We start from the raw sequence: 21,949 nt of genomic DNA on the forward strand, positions 1-21,949 counted from the left end.
TCCCCTTTCATTCATCTGAATACAACACATAATACAACATATAGTATAATTATATCTGCATGTCTCATTATGTTGTTCCAAATAAGTTATTTTCTGGTATTGTACCATAATCATTTCCCCATACCGGATTCTATGCACGAAATGTCTGAAAAACGGCATGAAATGTTTCACTAGGTCTGGAAATATGGTCTATGCGTGTATAAAAAAAGAAAGATAGCCTGTCACTATCATGTATCTTACACGATAATAAACAATACTATCTTCCTTTTTTATTCTCTATTTGAACTTTATGAGTGATGTTTTATTTTTACATCATACCCATTCCGCCGCCCATACCTGCACCTGCCGGCATAGCTGGAGCATCTTCCTTAATATCAGCTACAACAGATTCTGTTGTCAGTAATGTAGATGCTACGGATGTTGCGTTCTGTAAAGCACTTCTTGTAACCTTAACAGGATCGATGATACCTGCTTCGATCATATCTACATACTTCTCATTGTATGCATCAAAACCGATACCCGGCTGTGATTCTTTGATCTTATTGATGATAACAGAGCCTTCCAGACCGGCATTTGCTGAAATGTGGAATAATGGAGCTTCCATAGCCTTAAGAACTACCTTAGCACCTGTCTTCTCATCGCCTTCAAGGTCTGCAACCAGTTCTGCAACCTTCTTAGCTGCATGAATATATGCTGATCCACCACCTGCGATGATGCCTTCTTCAACAGCAGCTCTGGTAGCATTTAATGCATCTTCCATACGGAGCTTAGCTTCCTTCATCTCTGTCTCAGTAGCTGCACCAACACGGATAACTGCTACACCACCTGCAAGCTTTGCAAGTCTTTCCTGAAGCTTCTCTTTATCGAATTCAGATGTTGTCTCTTCAAGCTGAGCCTTGATAACATTTACTCTGCCCTGGATATCTTCCTTTGTTCCGAAACCATCTACGATAACTGTATTCTCTTTTGTTACCTTTACACTCTTAGCACGGCCAAGGTCATCTAATGTCGTATCCTTTAAATCATAACCGAGTTCTTCGGAAATAACCTTACCGTTTGTAAGGATAGCAATATCCTGTAACATTTCTTTTCTTCTGTCACCATAACCCGGAGCCTTAACAGCTACAACCTGGAATGTACCTCTTAACTTGTTTACGATCAATGTTGTAAGTGCTTCACCTTCTACATCTTCCGCAATGATCAAAAGCTTCTGACCACCCTGTACGATCTGCTCAAGTACCGGAAGGATATCCTGAATATTTGTGATCTTCTTATCTGTGATCAGGATGTATGGATTATCAAGTTCTGCAACCATCTTCTCCATATCAGTTGACATGTAAGCTGAAATATATCCTCTGTCGAACTGCATACCTTCTACGAGGTCAAGCTCTGTCTTCATGGACTTGGACTCTTCAATCGTGATAACACCATCGTTTGATACCTTTTCCATAGCATCTGCAACCATCTGTCCAACTTCATCATCACCGGCTGAAATAGATGCAACTCTTGCGATCTGCTCTTTGCCGTTGATTGTCTGGCTCATCTCTGAGATTGCTTCTACAGCCTTGTCACAAGCCTTCTTCATACCCTTTCTGAGGATGATTGGATTAGCACCTGCTGCAAGGTTTTTCATACCTTCATTGATCATTGCCTGAGCAAGAACAGTAGCTGTTGTAGTACCATCACCTGCAACATCATTTGTCTTTGTTGCTACTTCTTTTACGATCTGAGCACCCATGTTCTCAAATGCATCTTCCAGCTCTATATCCTTTGCAATTGTAACACCATCATTTGTGATAAGTGGTGAACCATATGACTTTGCAAGAACTACGTTTCTTCCTTTTGGTCCAAGTGTTACTCTTACTGTATCTGCTAACTGATTTACGCCTGCTTCAAGAGCCTTTCTGGCTTCTGCTCCGTATTTAATTTCCTTTGCCATTTCTTTCTACCTCCAACTGTTTTTCTGCTATCTGATTATTCACTTACAACTGCAAGAATGTCACTCTGTTTTACGATGATATATTCATCATCACCGAGCTTAACTTCTGTTCCTGCGTATTTAGAATAAATAACTCTGTCTCCTGCCTTTACTTCCATAGGAACCTTAACGCCATCGACAACAGCTCCGGGACCAACTTCTACAACATCTGCATACTGTGGCTTCTCTTTTGCCTGTCCCGGTAATACAATACCTGATTTTGTTGTCTCTTCTGCTACGGACTGTTTTAATACAACTCTGTCTCCTAATGGTACTAATTTCATAATATATATTCCTCCTAACATATTAAATCCGTTCTTATCTGCCTTATGTACTCCGGCAGTTCCTAGCACTCATATCTCTTGAGTGCTAACACAATTATTATTGTATTCATTTTGTGGAAAAAATCAACCCCTAAAATGATAAAAAATATATTAAATGGACAAGGTCTCTTACATTATATGAAATATACCCTGAATTCAGAACGAAAACCGGCGATTTTGATTTGTAAATTCAGGTGTTGCATGATATGCTTCTAATACAGGAATCAAACCGATGATTTCTGACATGATACAGGATAACGCCTGTTCAAAGACTGCTATCCAAATGATATATAGAAATGGAGAATACTATGGCTGAACAATTATACACAATACCTGTCAACGATGCCTTTCATGCAGACTGTGAATGTCCTCTCTGTCAGATGCAGAAAACGCTGGAGGAACATGCCATCGAATATACGATGGGACCAAGCTATATGGAAGACGATAATCGTGCTATGACAGATAAAATGGGCTTCTGCTCCCATCACATCGGCATGTTATATAAAGAAAAGAATCGTCTGGGACTTGCCCTGATGTTAAAAACACACACTGATAAAACGATCCGGGAGCTGAAAACTTTATCAGAAAAAGGAACTCCTGCAAAACCGGGACTTTTTTCCAAGCAGTCAAATTTTTCCGGTGTTGGTGCATATATCAAAGAACTGGAAAGCTCCTGCTTTATCTGTGACCGTATGAATCGTACCTTTGACCGCTATGTCGATACGATCTTTCATATGTGGAAAAAAGATCCTGAATTCAAGGACACCTTCAAAAGCAGCAAGGGCTTCTGTACTTACCACTACGGTATCCTCTACGATACCTCTGTCACAAAGCTGTCCAAAAACCAATGTGAAGAATTCATAGAAGCCTTGAATCACTTATATTTTGAAAACATGGAACGTGTCAACGGAGATATCGGATGGTTCATCGATAAATTCGACTATCGATTCAAGAATGAACCATGGAAGAACTCAAAGGATGCCCTACCTCGCGGCATAATCAAGGCTAATCATACATTTGTAGAATAAAAAGCGACAATATTACTGCCTGATAAACATAGGATACACACAAAAATACTGTGTACATTGCACTTCACATATTATTCCGCAAAACGCTTTCGCTCTACCCTCAACGCAGCAGTACTAAGTTCGCCGTATTATACGGCTCACTAAGGACTGGCGTTCGGGCAGGTTTGCTTCATAATAGCGAGTGTAATGTACACAGTATTTTTTATATAGTATAAAATTCACAGCAATATTGTCACCTTTTTACATTGCCTGTTTGGTTACATGACCGCCAAATGCCTGTGCCAGATCATGTGTCCACAGGTATTCACGATATCTTCTGAGCAGGCCTTTGTAAATCACCTTAACATTACTGTTCTTCCGAAAATCATCCGGCCTTACAAGCCCCGGTTGTTTATCGAGAATATGTATACCAGAACGTTCTAACACACATGCCACGAACTGGGAACAGAAATAATTATATTTCCTCTCAATCGCCTTATTTCGTATAACACCATAAAGTCCCCAAAAATTATACCGATAGCGATCAGCATTTGTTTTAAATGCCGCAAGCTCCTGCAGTACATGTCTGTACTGCTTATCTGTCACGGTCAGTTCCAGAACAACACAGCTTGTTTCAACATCTCTGCCAAATATTCCGGTATCAATATCTTCTATAATGAATCCGCAGTTGAATGGATTATAGATTCCCTTTCTGGCGAAGCTGTACATCTCCCGAAGCTCCAGATCCAATGCAATGGATGCATGTGCATATGGCTCTTTTGTCCAGAATTTGATGATTCTTGCAGGAACTGTGTGTGTCTTGGAGATCAGGATATATAATTTTCTGTTTTCTAATTCTGATATATCATTTTTCATACTTTTAATAGACTAAATTTTATTTTCCCGGCTTATAGGAACTCTTTAATGAAACAATACGGTTATATACAGGATGCTCCTTAGTAGAGTCTTTGGAATCTACACAGAAGAATCCATTACGAAGGAACTGGAATGCTTCACCGGGTTTTGCATCTTCAAATGCTTTCTCGAGCTTACATCCCTGTAATACGGTCAATGAATTCGGATTCAGATTCAAAGTACCATCCTCATTCAGCTTACCTTTTTCTTCATCCACGATATTCTCATATAAACGAACCTCAGCATCAATTGCACTTTCTGCTGATACCCAGTGTATCGTTCCTTTTACCTTTCTTCCTTCGAATCCTGAACCACTCTTGGTCGCAGGATCATAAGTACAGTGAACAACTGTTACATTTCCATCTTCATCCTTCTCATATCCTGTACAGGTTACAAAATATGCATTCTTCAGACGTACCTCATTGCCAGGGAACAGACGGAAATATTTCTTAGGCGGTTCTTCCATGAAATCATCTCTTTCAATATAGAGATATTTGCTGAATGCAACTTCTCTGGAGCCTGCTTCCTCATTTTCCTGATTATTTTCAACCGGCAGATATTCTACCTGATCCTCCGGATAATTATCGATCACCAGCTTGATCGGATTCAGGACTGCCATATAACGGTTTGCTGTAAGCTTCAGATCATCACGCAGACAATACTCAAGCATCGCATAATCAACAGAGCTCTGGCTCTTTGAGATACCAACCAACTCCATAAACTTCTTAATAGAAGAAGCAGTGAATCCTCGTCTTCTGAGTGCTGCGATCGATACAAGTCTTGGATCATCCCAGCCATCTACGATACCATCCTCTACCAGCTTCTTAATATATCTCTTACCTGTAACTACATTTGTCAGATATAACTTTGCAAATTCGATCTGCTTTGGTGGGTTCTCATATTCCAGTTCCCGTACTACCCAGTCATATAAAGGTCTGTGATCCTCAAATTCCAGTGTACAGATAGAATGCGTTACACCTTCAATCGCATCCTCAATCGGATGAGCGAAATCATACATTGGATAAATACACCATTTATCCCCTGTATTATGATGTGTCATACGGGCAACACGATAGATAACAGGATCGCGCATATTAATATTCGGTGATGCCATATCAATCTTTGCGCGAAGCACCTTGCTTCCATCCGGGAACTCCCCGTTCTTCATTGCTTCAAATAATGCAAGATTTTCTTCAATACTTCTGTCTCTGTATGGGCTGTTTTTACCCGGCTCTGTCAGAGTTCCTCGGTATTCACGGATCTCATCTGCCGTCAGATCACATACAAATGCCTTGCCTTTCTTGATCAACTTGACTGCTGCTTCATACATCTGGTCAAAATAATTGGATGCAAAGAATACTCTGTCTCCGAAATCGGCACCCAGCCATCTTACATCATCTAATATGGATTCTACAAATTCTGTTTTTTCCTTTGTTGGATTCGTATCGTCAAATCTCAGATTAAACTGTCCGCCATATTCCTGTGCAAGACCATAGTTCAATAATATGGATTTGGCATGTCCTATATGCAAATATCCATTCGGTTCCGGAGGAAATCTTGTGACTACCTTCGTTACCTTGCCCTCCGCTATATCTTTATCAATAATCTGTTCAATAAAATTTTTCCCGATTGATTCTTCTGCCATCATTAATGCCTCCTTCATATAATTAGCATGACTTTTTTAAGTCTATCACATTTTACATAAAGCCTCAACTGCAAATTCTAAAACTCAGCAAAACTCAGTAATTTTCAATAACTTTCAGTAAATCTCTTATTGACAAATACATCATTTTACTATATATTAACTAATGTTGTTGCTACTATAGCTCAGGTGGTAGAGCGCCACATTGGTAATGTGGAGGTCACGGGTCCGACTCCCGTTAGTAGCTCTTTTTTAATGTCCGGATTTATTTATACAGTATTCACATCCAACGGACTGTCCGATACAGTTCTCACAATCATTCCAGTTCTGTATCAGTGGTTCTTCACTGATCAGATAAATTCCTGCCAGACTCATCATCGGCTCCATTCGTTCTTTATGCCAACTGATTCCAACCTGTTCCGTATCCATCAGGCTGCAAAGAATTCCGGCAGCTTCCAATGGCATTCCATAATAACCGGGTCCAAAAGAATGACTGCAGTAATGCCCCGACTCTACACTGTGCTTTCGTTCCAGGTATTTTCTTATCCATTTTCTTACAATATCCATACATGCAATCTGAAAGGTTTCCAGATAATAAGTTCCAAGTAATGAATCCATCTCCTCGATCTGGATCTCCGGGGCATGAAATGCATACAGATATCCCTGTGTAATCTTTGACGGATCTATTCGTTCCAGTATCCGGCATGAAATATTCTTTTTGCCGAGCATAAATCCATCAGACTTAATACAGTCTCTGGAAAATGGCTGCAAAAGTACAGGTACCAGATACCGGTTTCGATTATTGTATCTGGATAAAAAACGCATAACCGTTTTCTCGGCTTCATCCTTATGCTCTTTTCTGCTCTCCGGCTCCATCTGTTCCCATGAAGCAATTTCTGCGATCCGCCCCATGATTTCATCCTTCAGATCCCAAATACTGACGAATACCACACAGTCCTGCTTTTGAAACTGTGCAATCACTGCATCATACATCTCCGGGCGATGTACGATCGTACATTTACTGCAATCCCGGATTTTCTGTCCTTTCCCATTTAAGATATAATCAGGACTTCCAAGGCAGTTTTCCTTCAGATACAAGGGGCAATAACAGAACAGACAATTAAAGGAATCTTCATTTTCTATTTTATGACATGGGAAAAATTCACAATCCCGATTCTGAAAAAATCTGTAATTGTTTTTCATATCCGTTTATCCTTCCATTCTTAACATACCCTATGGATTACAGATCTTACATGGCTCATACCCCTGCGTGATCAAATCATCCCGGCTTCCGATATATTCTTTCTTATTGCTGTCATTCATGCGCTTTACTGAACGGCAGGACGGCTCATGGAACTTTCCTGTATTTGTATTAATAATATAAGTATGCTCTGCTGCCTTTTCTGATCCTGCTTCTATTTCCGTCTGAACTTTCTCTGTCGTACTCTCTCTTGTTACATTATCTGTCTTCGTTGTATCATCCGACAGATTCTGATTCTCTCCCACCCCTGACATATCTGATTGCCGTTCCGGTATAAAAGTAATTGTTTTTCCATCACTGTACGCCTGAATCGTACCATTCAGATCCGTACGATACACCGTGCATCCTGCATTTGCCAGACGATCAAGCACTTCTTCGGTCGGATGTCCATATGAATTATCTGCCCCAACGCTGATTACCGCATAACTGGGCTTAACAGCCTCTAATATCTCTTTTGTTGTGGCATTTCTGCTGCCGTGATGACTGACCATCAGAACGTCACTGGAAAGTTCCTCTCCGGATGCGATCATTGCCTGCTCACCGGCTTCCTCTCCATCCCCATAGATCAGGAATGAAGTATCCCCATATGTCATACGAATTCCGACAGAATTATCATTTTCATTATCATCACTATAAGTAATCGGTGCTACTATTGTAAATACCGCATCACCAAAGGTATAAGAATCCCCTGCCTTTGGGAATGTAATAGTCAGGTTCTGCGCCGCAAGCTTATCAATCAACGAATCATAGATCTTTGTATCTGCAACATAATCCGGGCCGATAAAAGTCTCTGTGTCAAATACATTCAACACACCCACCAGACCATTTATATGATCGGAATCATAATGGCTCGCGATCACGTAATCAAGTGACTCTATATTCTGTTTTTTCAGGTATGCCACGACAAATGAAGACGCTGACGACGGGCCTCCATCCATCATCATGTAATGGTCATCACAGGAAAATAACACCGCATTCCCCTGACCGACATCTAAGAAAGTAACTGCAAGTCCGGCAAGATCGTCTGTTGTACCCCCGATATTCGCTTCCGAAGTTATTTGCTCATCTGACGTAGCTTCCGTACTGTCAATCGATTCTGTTATATTCTCTGTTGTATTTCCTGTCTGATTTTCGTTCGTTTCATCCGATAAATCCAGACATCCTGAAAAAAGCCCAAGGACAAAGCACATGCCGACAACAATCATCACTTTCCTCAGGCCATTCTTTTTATTTATAGAATTTATCATAAGTTGCTCCCCCAGAATTATATCTTTAATCCTGTTCTATATCCCGTAATTTCTTTCGTATTCGTTGGATCGCATTATCGATAGATTTATACGGCTTTCCAAATGCTTCCGCTAGCTCATCATAGCTTTTTCCGGCAAGATATCCTTCTAACACCTGTCTTTCAAATTTGCTGAGTTTTTTATCAATCGTCTCCGCAAGCTTCTGGGATTCCAGCTGCCCAAGCATCTGATTCTCCGGTTCAAATGCCTGATCTGCCTGCAGCTCATCCACAAGCGCAACATCATCGTCATTTTCCGTATAAAATGATACATAATAATTAAGCGGAGAATGCTTCTTCCTGTTCGACAGCTTCACCGCAGTGATCAACTGTCGCTTGATACACAGATTTGCAAATGTAGAAAAAGATGCCCCTTTGCTTCCGTCAAAGCTTCGGATAGCTTTAATGAGCCCTATCATTCCTTCCTGAATGATGTCTTCATTTTCTGCACCGATAATATACAGGGCACGACTCTCTTTCTTTACAATCCCCATGTACTTTTTGATCAGATATTCAAAAGCGGCATTATCATTTTCTTCCCGGATCAACCGGATATTTTCTTCATCGGTATTTCTTTCATACACACACACGGCGTTGGTACTCCCCTATTTTACACCCATTCTCTGACGGACAACCTCATATCCCAATACTCCGGCCGCAACCGAAGCATTTAATGAATCGATATCACCACTCATCGGTATAGATACAACATAATCACATTTTTCTTTTACCAGACGACTGACACCTGTACCCTCATTTCCGATCACAAGTCCCATCGGTCCGGTCAGATTGCAGTGGTACATCAGTTCTCCATCCATATCGGCACAGGCAAACCACATACCACGTTTTTTCAATTCATCAATCGTCTTCGCCAGATTTGTTACCTTAACCACCGGTGTATATGCGATTGCACCGGCAGAAGCCTTAACAACTGTTGCTGTGATTCCGACTGCTCTTCGTTTCGGAATAATAACGCCATGTGCACCGCACAGATTCGCTGTACGAACGATCGCACCAAAATTATGAGGATCTTCAATCCCATCCAAAATAAAGATAAATGGCGGCTGTCCTTTTTCCTCAGCCTTTGCAAAGATCTCATCGATCGCTGAATATTCATAGGCTGCCACATGAGCGATCACACCCTGATGTTTTCCGGTCGAAGACATCTGGTTCAGCTTCTCTTTCGAAACATAATTAATAATCGTCTCCTGCTTCTTTGCTTCACGCACGATTGAATTGATACTGCCATCATGACAGCCATCCTGCAGATATAACTTGTCAACTGTTTTACCGGAACGAAATGCTTCCATAACTGCATTTCTACCCTCTATCTCAAACTTTTCATTTCTGTTTTCTTCCATGCTTATGCTCCATTTCTAATCCACATCATCAGATTGTAAATGCTCAATCAGTTGTTTTGATTCCAGGCAGTCTCTTGTCAACTCAAATAAACGGTCATATTCTTTATTCAGATAAAGATAGCCGATCAGCGCTTCAAAACCGGTAGCTTTCCTGTACTGTCCTACCGATGCATTCTTTGCCTTGGAATGTGTCTTTGTATTCCTTCCACGCTTATATATCGCCATTTCCTGCTCGGTCAGTTTCTCTTCCAACAGATCGATATAACCTGCCTGTGACTCTGCATTTACGATATGAATAGCTTCTTTATGATATTTGAATGCCTGCTTGTTATCCTTTGATACCAGAACGGTCTTTACTAAAAGGTCAAATACACTGTCCCCTATATAAGCAAGCGCCAGCCCGGAATATTCTGCCGGATTGGAATCTTCTACACCCAATATCGCAGTAAAATACTGATCTAAGCTCTTTTCCATTTTACTCCTTCTCTTGTATCCTCAAGAATAATGCCCTTATCACTGAGCATGTTACGGATCTCATCTGCTCTTGCAAAATTCTTTGCTTTTCTTGCTTCCTGACGTTCATTGATCAAAGCCTCGATATCAGAATCTAACAGTTCTTCTTCCCGCTCTGTAATGATACCAAGAATATCACACAGCTTCTCAATCGTCCGGATTGCCAGATCTACTGTTTTCTTTGGTGTATCATTTGAAATATTGATATTTGTATATTTTACTAATTCAAAGATAACTGAGATCGCATCTGCTGTATTCAGATCATCGTCCATAGCTGCTTCAAATCGTTTCGTATATCCATCTAATTCTGCCTCGACAGAAACATCGGAACCCTCCACATCTGCCGGCGCAAGTGACTTTAACTTGTCAACAGCAGTCAGGATACGTTCCAGACCATTCTTGGATGCCTCTACCAGATCAGCCGAGAAGTTCAATGGACTTCTGTAGTGAGCAGACAGCATAAAGAAACGGATAACCTGAAGTGGATATTTGTCTGCGATCTCTCTTACTGTAAAGAAGTTGCCAAGTGACTTGGACATCTTCTCGTTGTTGATCTTTAAGAAACCGTTATGCATCCAGTATCTTGCAAATTCCTTATCATTTGCTGCTTCACTCTGTGCAATCTCATTTTCGTGGTGTGGGAAGATCAGATCCTCACCACCTGCATGGATATCAATGATATCACCGATATATTTCTTAGACATAACAGAACATTCCAGATGCCAGCCCGGTCTTCCTTCACCCCATGGTGACTCCCAGAACGGTTCTCCCTCTTTCTTTGGCTTCCAAAGAACGAAATCCAACGGATCTTCCTTCTCATCCTGACCGGAAACCTTAAGCTGATGATTCTCTGCTCTGTGTCCGGATTCCAGATCATCAATATTCTTATGAGATAATTTACCATAATCTGCAAAGCTTCTGGTACGGAAATATACCGTGCCATTTACTTCATATGCATGTCCTTTTTCAATCAGTGTCTTGATCATCTCGATCATATCCGGGATCTCTTCGGTAGCCTTTGGATGTGTCGTAGCTTCCTGTACATTCATCGCTGCCATATCCTTCTTTGTCTCTGCAATGAAGCGCTCAGAGATCACCTTGGAATCAACACCTTCTTCATTTGCACGTTTGATGATCTTATCATCAACATCTGTAAAATTGGATACGTAATTTACATCGTATCCCTTATATGTGAGATACCGTCTCAATGTGTCAAATACGATCATTGGTCTTGCGTTTCCGATGTGGATATAATCATATACGGTAGGTCCGCAGACATAGATTCCTACTTTACCTTCATTGATCGGTACAAATTCTTCTTTTGTTCTTGTAAGAGTATTAAAAATCTTCATGGGAATCCTCCAATAAATATAGTTTTTATTTTCGCCTGTCTTTCATTCAAAGCAGTTTTATCATGCATTATAGATTATGCATAAAAAAGAAAAAACCTGGAAAAAACTTCCAGGTTATCAAATAGCAGTTCATAGGGGAATCGAACCCCTGTTTTCGCCGTGAGAGGGCGACGTCTTAACCGCTTGACCAATGAACCATATATCTTAGCGACTTGTTTAATATACCAGAAGCTACGATAAAATGCAAGCTTTTTTTTCAGTAAATTTACATTTTTTTGTACTGACCATATTTTAGCTTGTAATAAGGGCATTGTCAATCAAATACGCAAGTGTTTTGGTAATGAAAGGGATACAGGGCTGCTACATAGATCTTCCTTATATCTAAATACAACTTAGCATATTTTTGCATTAATTTTATCATAGACAGAAACAATACCTTTTATCTGCCAAGTCCTGATTCTGTATTCTTTCATGCAGCAAACCTTTTTTCACGTCGGTACTTGGCAAACTGCTGTAAGCAGTGAGCTTAGTACCGCTACGTGAAAAACAGAACGCAAGTGTTTTGCGTAATGAAAGGGATACAGGGCTGCTGCATAGATCTTCCTTATATCTTTGTGAAGCAGACCTTTTCTTACGTTGGTCCTTAACGAGCTCCTTTATACGGAGCGAGTTTAGTACCACTACGTAAGAAACAGAGTGCAAACGTTCTGCGTAACAAATGATATAAGGAAGATCTATGCAGCGGGTCTGCCCGTCTATACAAAGTCAAAGGTAAGCTGGTTGGTATCCGGCATACCGTCTAAGATGCCAAGCTCTGACAGCTTGTCGATCGCACTCTTTCCAATCTTAGAATGAGCCTGCAGATCTTCCTTTGAGATAAATTTGCCTTTGCCGGCTGCATCCTTCAACTGCTTTGCAGCCTTCTCTCCCATTCCTTCAATGGAAGCCAGTGACGGCATGATCTTACCGTCTATTACCTGAAAACGGATATCATCCGCCACATAGATATCGATCGGCATGAACTCAAAACCTCTCGCATACATCTCAAGAACCAGCTTCAGATCCTTTAACTTATCTTCATCCTTTGCAGTTCGTTTATTCTTATCAATACTCTGTATCATATTGATATGATACAGTACCTTTTCTTTTCCAAAGCACATCATCTCATAACTGAAGGCTGATGCACGAATACTGAAAAACGCTGCATAATACTGAAGCGGATAATTCACCTTAAAATATGCAATTCTCCACGCCATCATAACGTAAGCCGCCGCATGGGCTTTCGGGAACATGTACTTGATCTTCTGGCACGACCAGATATACCAGTCCGGTACACCATGTGCCTTCATATCCTCTTTCCATTCTTCCCATTTTGCACATTTGCCTTTAGCTACGTTACCTTTTCGGACATTCTCCATGATCTGGAACGCTGTACCGGATTCCAGGCCCATATGGATCAGATATACCATGATATCATCTCGACAACAGATTGCGGTCGAGATCGTACACTGACCGGATTTGATCAGCTCCTGTGCATTTCCAAGCCATACATCCGTACCATGCGCCAGACCTGCGATTCGCACCAGATCCGAGAAGTTCTGTGGATTTGCATCAATTAACATCTGCATGGCGAAATCCGTACCGAACTCCGGCACACCCAGACTGCCAAGCGGAATGCCATTGATATCCTCCGGTGTAATATGAAGACTTTCTGTTCCATGGAACAACGCCATAACATCAGGATCATCTAACCGGATCGTGGTTGCATCAAGACCGGTCAGATCCTCCAGTCTTCGGATCATCGTAGGATCATCATGACCGAGAATATCAAGCTTCAACAGGTTATGATCGATCGAATGGTACTCGAAATGAGATGTTACGACATCCGTCGTCATATCATTTGCCGGCTTCTGGATCGGTGTGAAGGAATAGATCTCCTCATGCCTTGGAAGAACGATCATACCACCCGGATGCTGTCCGGTCGAACGCTTAACGCCGGTACATCCGATTGCCAGACGTTCCATCTCACAGCTTCGTTTCGTGACGATAGCCTTTTCATCGACATATTTCTCGATCTCCTTCTGGGTCAGATCTCCCATTGCCGTAGCTTCTGCTCTCGCTTCATCCTTTGCAAGATCTTTGAAGTAATTATATACATAACCATACGCTGTCTTATCTGCTACCGTTGTTACAGTTCCTGCACGGAATGCCTTACCCTTACCGAATAACACTTCTGTGTAAGCATGTGCACATGACTGATATTCACCGGAGAAGTTCAGATCGATATCCGGCTCCTTATCTCCTTTGAATCCAAGGAAGGTTTCAAATGGGATATCGTGTCCCTCTTTGATCAGTGGATGACCGCATCGAGGGCAGTCACGATCCGGCATATCACATCCCGACATACCGGAATATGATTTTACAAGCTCGGAATCAAAATCAACAAAATGACACTCCGGACAAATATAATGCGCCGACAAAGGATTTACCTCTGTGATACCTGCCATCGTTGCTACGAAGGAAGAACCTACAGATCCTCTGGAACCAACCAGATAGCCATGATCGTTGGAATCCCACACAAGCTTCTGTGCAATGATATACATAACGGCAAATCCATTTGATATAATGGAATGCAACTCACGTTCCAGTCGTTCTACAACAACCTCCGGCAGATCCGGTCCATAGATCTTATGAGCCTTTTCATAACAGATATTCGTAAGTGTCTCATCTGAATTCTCGATAATAGGCGGTGCTTTATCCGGTCGAACCGGGTCCATATATTCCACCATATCCGCGATCAGATTTGTATTCGTGATAACAACCTCTCTGGCTTTCTCACTTCCCAGATATTCGAATTCCGCCAACATTTCTTCCGTCGTTCTGAAATAAAGCGGAGGCTGATTAACTGCATCCTCAAAACCTTTACTTTTCATGATGATCGCACGATAGATACTGTCTTCCGGATCAAGGAAATGGACATCACAGGTTGCAACAACCGGCTTATTAAATAATCGTCCAAGCTCCACGATACGCTTATTATAATTCTGAAGATCCTCAATCGTACAAGGATTCTCCTTCTTTCTGGTCATAAACTCGTTATTTCCGATCGGCTGTATCTCCAGATAATCAAAGAAATTAACAAGTCTTGCAATTTCTTCATCCGGTGCATCATCTACGACCGCACGGAACAGCTCACCTGCTTCACAGGCAGAACCTAAGATCAGTCCTTCTCTGTATTTATTGATCATGCTCATAGGCATACGCGGTCTGCGGTTGAAGTATCTGACATGCGCTTCAGAAATCAGACGATACAGATTCACACGGCCGATCTCATTTTTTGCCAGAATGATGCCATGATATGTTCTGCCTTTTTTGATCGTATCATCCGATGCAGAACCTAATTCATTTACATCCTCCACCGTCTTTACGCCACGTTCCACTAACATCTCATATAATTTTACGAAAATTTTTGCGGTTGCATTTGCATCATCAACAGCACGGTGATGATGTTCATTTTTTACATTTAACGCCTTACAGACACGATCCAGTGTAAACTTACCAAGCTCCGGCAATAACACATGGCTGAGTGTCATGGTATCCATGATCGTATTATCGAATTTCATTCCAAGATCTTTGGCATTTTTCTTGATGAATCCGGTATCAAATGCTGCATTATGTGCAACAACGATATCATCACCACAGAATTCCAAAAACTTCGGCAGGATCACGTCGACGGTCGGTGCATGCATAACCATCTCATCTGTAATGGAAGTCAACTGCTCTATACTATAAGGGATCGGTTCTTCCGGATTGATAAATTCCGAGAAACGATCGATCTCCTCTCCATCTTTTACCTTTACAGCTCCGATCTCTATGATCTTATTCTTCTTCTGACTAAGACCGGTCGTCTCGATATCGAATACGATATATTCTGTATTCAAAGCCTGTCCTTTGGGATTGATAACCAGATTCTTCAGGTCATCGACAAAATATCCCTCACAGCCAAAGATCAGTTTAAAGCCATCCTTCATACCCTTTGCATGTGCTGCGATCGGGAATGCCTGTGCAACGCCGTGATCCGTGATTGCAATCGCCGGGTGTCCCCAGTCATTTGCACGTTTCACGATCTTCTCGATATCAACAACACTGTCCATCTCGCTCATAACCGTATGCATATGTAATTCCACACGTTTTTCAAGCGATGTGTCAACTCTTGGCACACGGAAATCCGGTATATGCTTGATACCACGCACAGATGCAATATTTAACTCCTTGGAAAAAGTATCGTATAACGGCACACCCTTTAACCGATAGAAGCTTCCTTCTTTTAACTCATCCTTATAAACCGGCACATCATCCTCTGATGCAAATATCTTAAATGCGATCGTATCTTCAAAATCCGTAATATTGCAGATGAATAAGGTCTTACCGTTTCGGAGAACCTTTTCTTCCATCTTGATCAACTGACCATGAATACAGACTTCACCGATACCATCTACTAATGTAGAAATCTTTACCAGTTCCCCTTCGCAGTCTCTGCCATAGAATACATCCGGATCATTCGAGGTATATTTCTTCCTTCTGGCGGCAAATGTCTCCTTCGGCTTTTCGTCCTGTGCAGGTGCTTTCTTTTCAGCCGGAGCATCCTTCTTGCCTTCTCCGACCAGCTTCTTTTTATCTACTGATTTACCATCCAAGGTCAAATCCGCATCCTCATGTACATTACTTAAGATTGCCTCAATCTCAAGCTTCATCTTCTGTTCATTTGCACGGCGGAGCATCTCTTTATCAGATTCCGTATAATCAAAACCGACCTTGATATCCATACCGAACCGTTTCTTATAGGTCTCCTCCAGATATTTTTTGATCCCGATCGAATGGCTCTTTGAAAGCTTACTGTCTTCCATCGCAAGCGTGATAATATCATCTGAATAATACCATTCTGCCCGCTTTAATAAACGATATCCAACATGACTGATCTTCTCGACATCATACAAGATACTGTCCTTATATACCTCTGTTAAGGTTCTGGTATTGTACTGGGAAGACAGCTCATAACGGTCATCAATGATGACCTTATAACCACGTCCACGAAATAAATGTCCGCAAATGATATCTTCCACCTGTACAATCTTCGGACGGCTGATCAGGTGCTTCGACAGCAGGCTGATAATAAGCTGGCGTTCTGCCTGCTTCATTACCACCTTTTCGATCATCGTATCCTCAAACAGGGAAGACAGCTCTTTATCCATATTCAGTTCAGGAAATACTTCAAAAAATAATTTTGCTTCTACCGGCACGTTCTATTCACTCCAGTTATCTAACTCGTACTTTAATGTTGATAATATATCTTTCTCGTCGATCTTCTTTATGATCTGCCCTTTTTTGATCAAGATACCGCAGCCTTTTCCGCCCGCAATTCCAAGATCTGCTTCCTTGGCTTCGCCCGGTCCGTTTACAACACAGCCCATAACAGCAACCTTGATATTCAGATGATCATAATCGGCAACCAGCTTTTCTACCTGTTCTGCCAGTCCGATCAGATCAATCTCCGTTCTTCCACATGTTGGACAGGACACAAGTTCGATTCCACCTGTACGGAGTCCAAGCGTCTTTAAGATCATCTTTGCTGTCATGATCTCATTGACCGGATCCCCTGTTAAAGATACACGGATCGTATCTCCGATTCCCTCATGCAGGATAATACCAAGTCCTACAGAGGATTTGATATTACCGCTCATAACCGTACCGGATTCCGTGATACCCACATGCAGCGGATAATTCGTCTGATCTGCAATCAGCTCATGTGCTTTTACACACATCATAACATCGGAAGATTTAATACTGATGACCATATTGTCATATCCGCAGTCTTCGATCATATGAACCTTATCCAATGCACTCTCAACGATTCCTTCTGCTGTCACGCCGTGGTATTTTTCAACTAATTCTTTTTCAAGGGAACCGCTGTTTACACCAACACGGATCGGTATATTCCGTTCCTTACATACCGCTACTACCTGTGCCAGCTTATCCTTACCACCGATATTACCCGGATTGATACGGATCTTATCTGCTCCCGCCTCAGCCGCTGCAATCGCCAGACGGTAATCAAAATGAATGTCTGCAACCAGCGGAATATGGATCTGTTTCTTGATCGCAGGGATTGCCGCCGCTGCCGCATCATCATTTACGGTGCTTCTGATGATGTCACAGCCTGCCTTTTCAAGTTTTAAGATCTGTGCAACTGTAGCATCTATATCACTAGTTTTTGTATTTGTCATCGACTGGATCAGGATCGGATTTCCACCACCGATCACCCGGTCTCCTATCTTTATAACTTTTGTATGATCTCTGTACATATTAACTCCTGTTCATCTAATGAAAGAATACATTCTTGATATCGTTAAATAATATCACAACCATCAACAGCATAACCAGAACAAATCCGATCAGCGTCACGATATTCTCCTTATCCTTCGGAACCTTCTTTCTCGTTACTGCTTCAATTAACAGGAAGATAAATCGTCCTCCATCCAAGCCCGGTATCGGCAGCAGGTTCATAACGCCAAGGTTTGCCGACAGCAGTACGATATAATTCATCCAGTTTAAGAACAGATCGAGCACACTGCTCTTTGCTGCCTCATTGAAGGTATCGTTCATGTTCTTCGCTACTCCGACCGGACCGGATACTTCATCCGAACTTACCTGACGGGTAACGATCAGCTTCAGGCTTAAGAAGGTTGCTTTTACCCAGTATCTGGTCTCATAAGCAGAATATTTACAAAGCTCTCCGAAGTTCTTCGGGAGCTGATAACCGACACTCATTATTCCGATCTTATAGCCATCCGGTGTCTTTGCCGGATGTACCGTCGTATCATAGACCGTTCCGTCTTCTTTCTCAAGTGTCAGATCGATCGGTGAACCATCTCCATAAATCTGAAGATAGATCTGTAACTCACGGAAATTTTTAACTGTACTTCCCTCAATCTTTAATACCCGATCGCCATCTGATATCCCGGCTTCTTCTGCCGGATATACACCATTAAAATATTCCCCGGCATTTTCGATCTGGTATTTTTCAATATTATCTTTATTGTATACTGCTCCTATGATCGCAGGATCACTTCCACAGAAATGAATGATCACCATGGAAAATAAAAATGCGATCACAAAGTTCATGGCAGGTCCTGCAAGTACAACCGCCATTCTTGCCCAGATGGATTTCTTCTCAAAGGAATTCTCATCATTTTCGTTTTCTTCATCGTCTTCGCTGAGCATCATACAATAGCCGCCAAGTGGAATCAGCCGCAGCGTATACTGTGTTTCTTTCTTATGAAACTGAAACAGCTTCGGTCCGAATCCCATCGAAAACTCTTTTACTGTGATATGATTGATCTTTGCTACGATAAAATGTCCTAGCTCATGAAAGAAAATGATGACACCAAAAACAAGTATGATCAATATGATATTCAAAAACTAACACCCACTTTCAATAAATTCATATACTTCCTGCTCGGTTGCAAGAATCTCATCTATATCAGGATTTTCAATCAATTTATGATGATCCATGGATGCACGGATGATATCATAGATATCAAGAAAATCGATTTTTCTGTCTAAGAACTGCTTTACTGCATATTCATTTGCTGCATTGAATACTGTAGGCATCGAACCACCGATCCCAATTGCCTCATATGCGTATCGTAACCCAAGAAAGGTATCCATATCCGGTGTCTCGATCACAATCGATGAAAGCTTCGTAAAGTCAAGACGATCTCCCGGCATGTATCTTCGTTCCGGATAGAACAGCGCATACTGGATCGGCAGCTTCATATCCGGCGTACCGAGCTGTGCGATCACTGCTCCATCTTTATATTCTACCATTGAATGAATGATACTCTGCGGCTGGATCACAACCTGAATATTTTCCGGTGCTACATCAAATAACCATTTTGCTTCAATAACTTCCAGACCTTTATTTACCATCGTTGCTGAATCAATGGTGATCTTTCTTCCCATGCTCCAGTTGGGATGCTTTAATGCGTCCTCTAATTTCACATGCTTTAAAAACTCTCTGCTCTTGCCACGAAATGGTCCACCGGATGCTGTCAACAGAATTTTTTTAATGGAATCATGTGTATTTCCCTGCAATGACTGGAAGATTGCCGAATGTTCACTGTCAACCGGAAGGATCGATACTCCTTTTTCCTTTGCAAGCGGCATAATGATATGTCCCGCTGTAACCAGAGTTTCTTTATTTGCAAGGGCAATGTCTTTTCCCGCTTTAATCGCTGCCACAGTCGGGCGGATACCGATCATTCCTACAATAGCGGTAACTAATATATCCGATGTCTTGTATTCTGCAATCTCGATCAGCCCATCCATGCCTGATACGACACGGATATCCATATCCTTCAGACGATCTTTTAATTCATCTGCCAGCTTCTCATCCCACAGACCAACGATCTCCGGTCGGAACTCTCTCGCCTGCTTCTCTAATAAGTCTATGTTTCTTCCTGCTGATAAAGCACAGATTTTTATATCCTGATTCCATCTTGCGATCTCAAGTGTCTGTGTTCCTATAGATCCTGTGGATCCAATGATAGCTACATGTTTCATATTTGTTCTCCTTTACCCATTTCAAACATCTGTATCTAACATTTTTATCTGTCTGCACTATTTCCAATGCGACATAAAGGAAAAGCAGCGTAATTATGAGCACAGTTCATCTGTACGCTCTCCCACACTGCTTTTTCTGATTACAACAAATATAATATAAGATAATACATAATTGGTGCTGTAAATATAATACTGTCAAACCGGTCAAGGATTCCGCCATGTCCCGGTATCAGCTTGCCATAATCTTTGATATCATTATTTCTCTTGATTGCAGAAGCCGCCAGATCCCCGATAACTGCAGGAAGCGCACATACAGCTCCGATCAATGCAAATATCCATACAGAATGTGCAACCTGCATGAAATGATTATAAATCAAACCAAATACAACACCTAATATTCCTGCTCCAACGATTCCGCCGATCAGACCCTCGATACTCTTCTTCGGGCTTAAGATCGGTGACATCTTGTGCTTACCGATCGCGCGTCCGACCAGATAGGCACAGGTATCATTACCCCAGGAGCTGACAAAGATCAGCAGAACAAGAATCAGTCCATGTTTCATATCTCGTATGAGATACACATACGACAACATTACACCTACATATACAAATGCAAAAAATGCCGCCATGATCTCTTTATCTTTGTAATTCGGATATGTGAGCACATAGATTGCAAGGATGACCAGCATATAGACCGCGATCAACGGTAATATAAACTGATGCAGGTCAAAATACAACAATGCATAATAAAAAACCGTTGCACCGTAAGCTGCATATCCAAGTCCTTTCTTGTTCAGCCCATATATACGAAGTAACTCCATCACACCGATCAGCGAAACCGCACACATTACCAGACATGTAAGTGCTCCGCCAAAATAAAGTGTGATTGCTGCAATGATCACCAGGATCACTGCACTAATTGCCCGTTGTTTAAACATATTATTTCCTCTTTATTTTACCCCGCCATACCGACGGTCTCTATGACTGTAATACCGACATGCGTTAACCAGCTCGTCCATATCAAAGTCCGGCCATAACACATCCGTAAAATAAAATTCCGAATATGCGATCTGCCATGGAAGAAAATTCGATGTCCGAAGCTCTCCGCTGGTACGAATCAACAGATCCGGATCCGTCAGTTCCTTTGTATCAAGGTAGGCACTGACTGTATCCTCTGTAACCGCATCCGGTGATAACTTTCCAGCCATACAGTCGGATGCAATCTGTCTGACCGCTCTTGTGATCTCATCCCGTCCGCCATAGTTAATTGCTACAGAAAACTGAAGTCCTGTATTATTTGCTGTAGCTTTCTCCAGATTATCCATCTTCTCCACGATATCCTCCGGAAGGTCCTCGCGCTTACCGATGATCCTTACGCGCATGTTATTCCGATTGGATCGCTCGATGCTGTCAACCAGATACTTGCGGAAAATATTCATGATCGTAGATACTTCCTCTACTGAACGTTTCCAGTTCTCGGTAGAAAATGCGTATACAGTCAGGTATTTAATACCAAGTTCATCTGCATTCTCGCATGTTCGCTCGATTGCCTTTGCGCCCTCTGAATGTCCATAGGTTCTTGGCATCAGTCGTTTCTTCGCCCATCTTCCGTTTCCATCCATGATGATCGCAACATGCTCAGGAATATTGATCATTTCTCCATTTATTTCTTTATTCATAATTACTCCAA

Annotated in this window: 17 protein-coding genes and 2 tRNA genes; 2 read left to right on the plus strand and 17 right to left on the minus strand. The window is 41.7% G+C overall.

The features are described 5' to 3' along the window. Positions 1-307: 307 nt before the first annotated feature. Both groL and WKT03_RS04440 read right to left on the minus strand, forming a co-directional pair. Entirely contained in the window at positions 308-1,939 is a 1,632-nt protein-coding gene (groL, locus tag WKT03_RS04435; RefSeq protein WP_119963225.1) for a chaperonin GroEL, read from the minus strand. A 35-nt stretch (positions 1,940-1,974) separates the two neighbouring features. Then, positions 1,975-2,262, minus strand: a complete 288-nt coding sequence (locus WKT03_RS04440) for a co-chaperone GroES (RefSeq protein ID WP_021943267.1) — start codon at positions 2,260-2,262, stop codon at positions 1,975-1,977. 347 nt (positions 2,263-2,609) lie between these two features. Between WKT03_RS04440 and WKT03_RS04445 the strand changes: the two genes are divergently transcribed. Beyond that, on the plus strand, positions 2,610-3,329 hold the full coding sequence (locus tag WKT03_RS04445; RefSeq protein WP_340390964.1) for a DUF6062 family protein: 720 nt from the start codon (positions 2,610-2,612) through the stop codon (positions 3,327-3,329). 240 nt (positions 3,330-3,569) lie between these two features. Here the strand turns inward: WKT03_RS04445 and WKT03_RS04450 are convergent, their stop codons facing one another. Together WKT03_RS04450 and WKT03_RS04455 are read right to left on the minus strand one after the other, a co-directional pair. Further along, the gene (locus WKT03_RS04450; RefSeq protein WP_340390965.1) at positions 3,570-4,184 is read right to left on the minus strand and encodes a hypothetical protein; all 615 of its coding nucleotides are present in this window, start codon (positions 4,182-4,184) and stop codon (positions 3,570-3,572) included. 19 nt (positions 4,185-4,203) lie between these two features. Further along, positions 4,204-5,868 carry a glutamine--tRNA ligase/YqeY domain fusion protein gene (locus WKT03_RS04455; RefSeq protein ID WP_044946142.1) on the minus strand — a complete coding sequence of 555 codons (1,665 nt, stop codon included), beginning with the start codon at positions 5,866-5,868 and terminating at the stop codon, positions 4,204-4,206. A 171-nt stretch (positions 5,869-6,039) separates the two neighbouring features. Here WKT03_RS04455 and WKT03_RS04460 point away from each other — a divergent pair. Beyond that, positions 6,040-6,112, plus strand: a tRNA-Thr gene (locus WKT03_RS04460). 5 nt (positions 6,113-6,117) lie between these two features. Here the strand turns inward: WKT03_RS04460 and WKT03_RS04465 are convergent. The 13 genes from WKT03_RS04465 to WKT03_RS04525 all read right to left on the minus strand — a co-directional run bounded on the left by WKT03_RS04465 (position 6,118) and on the right by WKT03_RS04525 (position 21,938). Further along, on the minus strand, positions 6,118-7,068 hold the full coding sequence (locus WKT03_RS04465) for a cysteine-rich small domain-containing protein (protein WP_340390966.1): 951 nt from the start codon (positions 7,066-7,068) through the stop codon (positions 6,118-6,120). 30 nt (positions 7,069-7,098) lie between these two features. Next, positions 7,099-8,373 carry a ComEC/Rec2 family competence protein gene (locus tag WKT03_RS04470; protein WP_340390967.1) on the minus strand — a complete coding sequence of 425 codons (1,275 nt, stop codon included), beginning with the start codon at positions 8,371-8,373 and terminating at the stop codon, positions 7,099-7,101. 25 nt (positions 8,374-8,398) lie between these two features. Next, the gene (locus tag WKT03_RS04475) at positions 8,399-9,001 is read right to left on the minus strand and encodes a sigma-70 family RNA polymerase sigma factor (protein ID WP_117807699.1); all 603 of its coding nucleotides are present in this window, start codon (positions 8,999-9,001) and stop codon (positions 8,399-8,401) included. Positions 9,002-9,016: 15 nt separating this feature from the next. Next, positions 9,017-9,772 (minus strand): 23S rRNA (guanosine(2251)-2'-O)-methyltransferase RlmB, encoded by a 756-nt coding sequence (gene rlmB / locus WKT03_RS04480; protein WP_340390968.1) that lies wholly within the window; start codon positions 9,770-9,772, stop codon positions 9,017-9,019. A 15-nt stretch (positions 9,773-9,787) separates the two neighbouring features. Continuing rightward, positions 9,788-10,246: a Mini-ribonuclease 3 gene (locus tag WKT03_RS04485; protein ID WP_008401608.1), complete on the minus strand. Its 459-nt coding sequence runs from the start codon at positions 10,244-10,246 to the stop codon at positions 9,788-9,790. Continuing rightward, a complete protein-coding gene (gene cysS / locus WKT03_RS04490) occupies positions 10,231-11,637 on the minus strand; it encodes a cysteine--tRNA ligase (RefSeq protein WP_118614896.1) in 1,407 nt (468 codons plus the stop codon). Before cysS ends, WKT03_RS04485 begins: the two co-directional genes overlap by 16 nt. A gap of 125 nt (positions 11,638-11,762) precedes the next feature. Beyond that, a tRNA-Glu gene (locus WKT03_RS04495) sits at positions 11,763-11,834 on the minus strand. Positions 11,835-12,392: 558 nt separating this feature from the next. Further along, positions 12,393-16,937: a PolC-type DNA polymerase III gene (locus WKT03_RS04500; RefSeq protein WP_340390969.1), complete on the minus strand. Its 4,545-nt coding sequence runs from the start codon at positions 16,935-16,937 to the stop codon at positions 12,393-12,395. Positions 16,938-16,940: 3 nt separating this feature from the next. Continuing rightward, the gene (gene ispG / locus WKT03_RS04505; protein WP_008401604.1) at positions 16,941-17,999 is read right to left on the minus strand and encodes a flavodoxin-dependent (E)-4-hydroxy-3-methylbut-2-enyl-diphosphate synthase; all 1,059 of its coding nucleotides are present in this window, start codon (positions 17,997-17,999) and stop codon (positions 16,941-16,943) included. Positions 18,000-18,015: 16 nt separating this feature from the next. After that, complete coding sequence (locus tag WKT03_RS04510; protein ID WP_340390970.1) at positions 18,016-19,113, minus strand: M50 family metallopeptidase; 1,098 nt, start codon at positions 19,111-19,113, stop codon at positions 18,016-18,018. A gap of 3 nt (positions 19,114-19,116) precedes the next feature. Further along, complete coding sequence (dxr, locus tag WKT03_RS04515; protein WP_340390971.1) at positions 19,117-20,259, minus strand: 1-deoxy-D-xylulose-5-phosphate reductoisomerase; 1,143 nt, start codon at positions 20,257-20,259, stop codon at positions 19,117-19,119. A gap of 140 nt (positions 20,260-20,399) precedes the next feature. Further along, the gene (locus tag WKT03_RS04520; RefSeq protein WP_008401601.1) at positions 20,400-21,197 is read right to left on the minus strand and encodes a phosphatidate cytidylyltransferase; all 798 of its coding nucleotides are present in this window, start codon (positions 21,195-21,197) and stop codon (positions 20,400-20,402) included. 12 nt (positions 21,198-21,209) lie between these two features. Continuing rightward, entirely contained in the window at positions 21,210-21,938 is a 729-nt protein-coding gene (locus WKT03_RS04525; RefSeq protein WP_340390972.1) for an isoprenyl transferase, read from the minus strand. Positions 21,939-21,949: the final 11 nt, after the last annotated feature.

Source organism: Coprococcus sp. HCN-4056 (assembly GCF_037892645.1).
Taxonomy (GTDB): Bacteria; Bacillota; Clostridia; order Lachnospirales; family Lachnospiraceae; genus Coprococcus; species Coprococcus ammoniilyticus.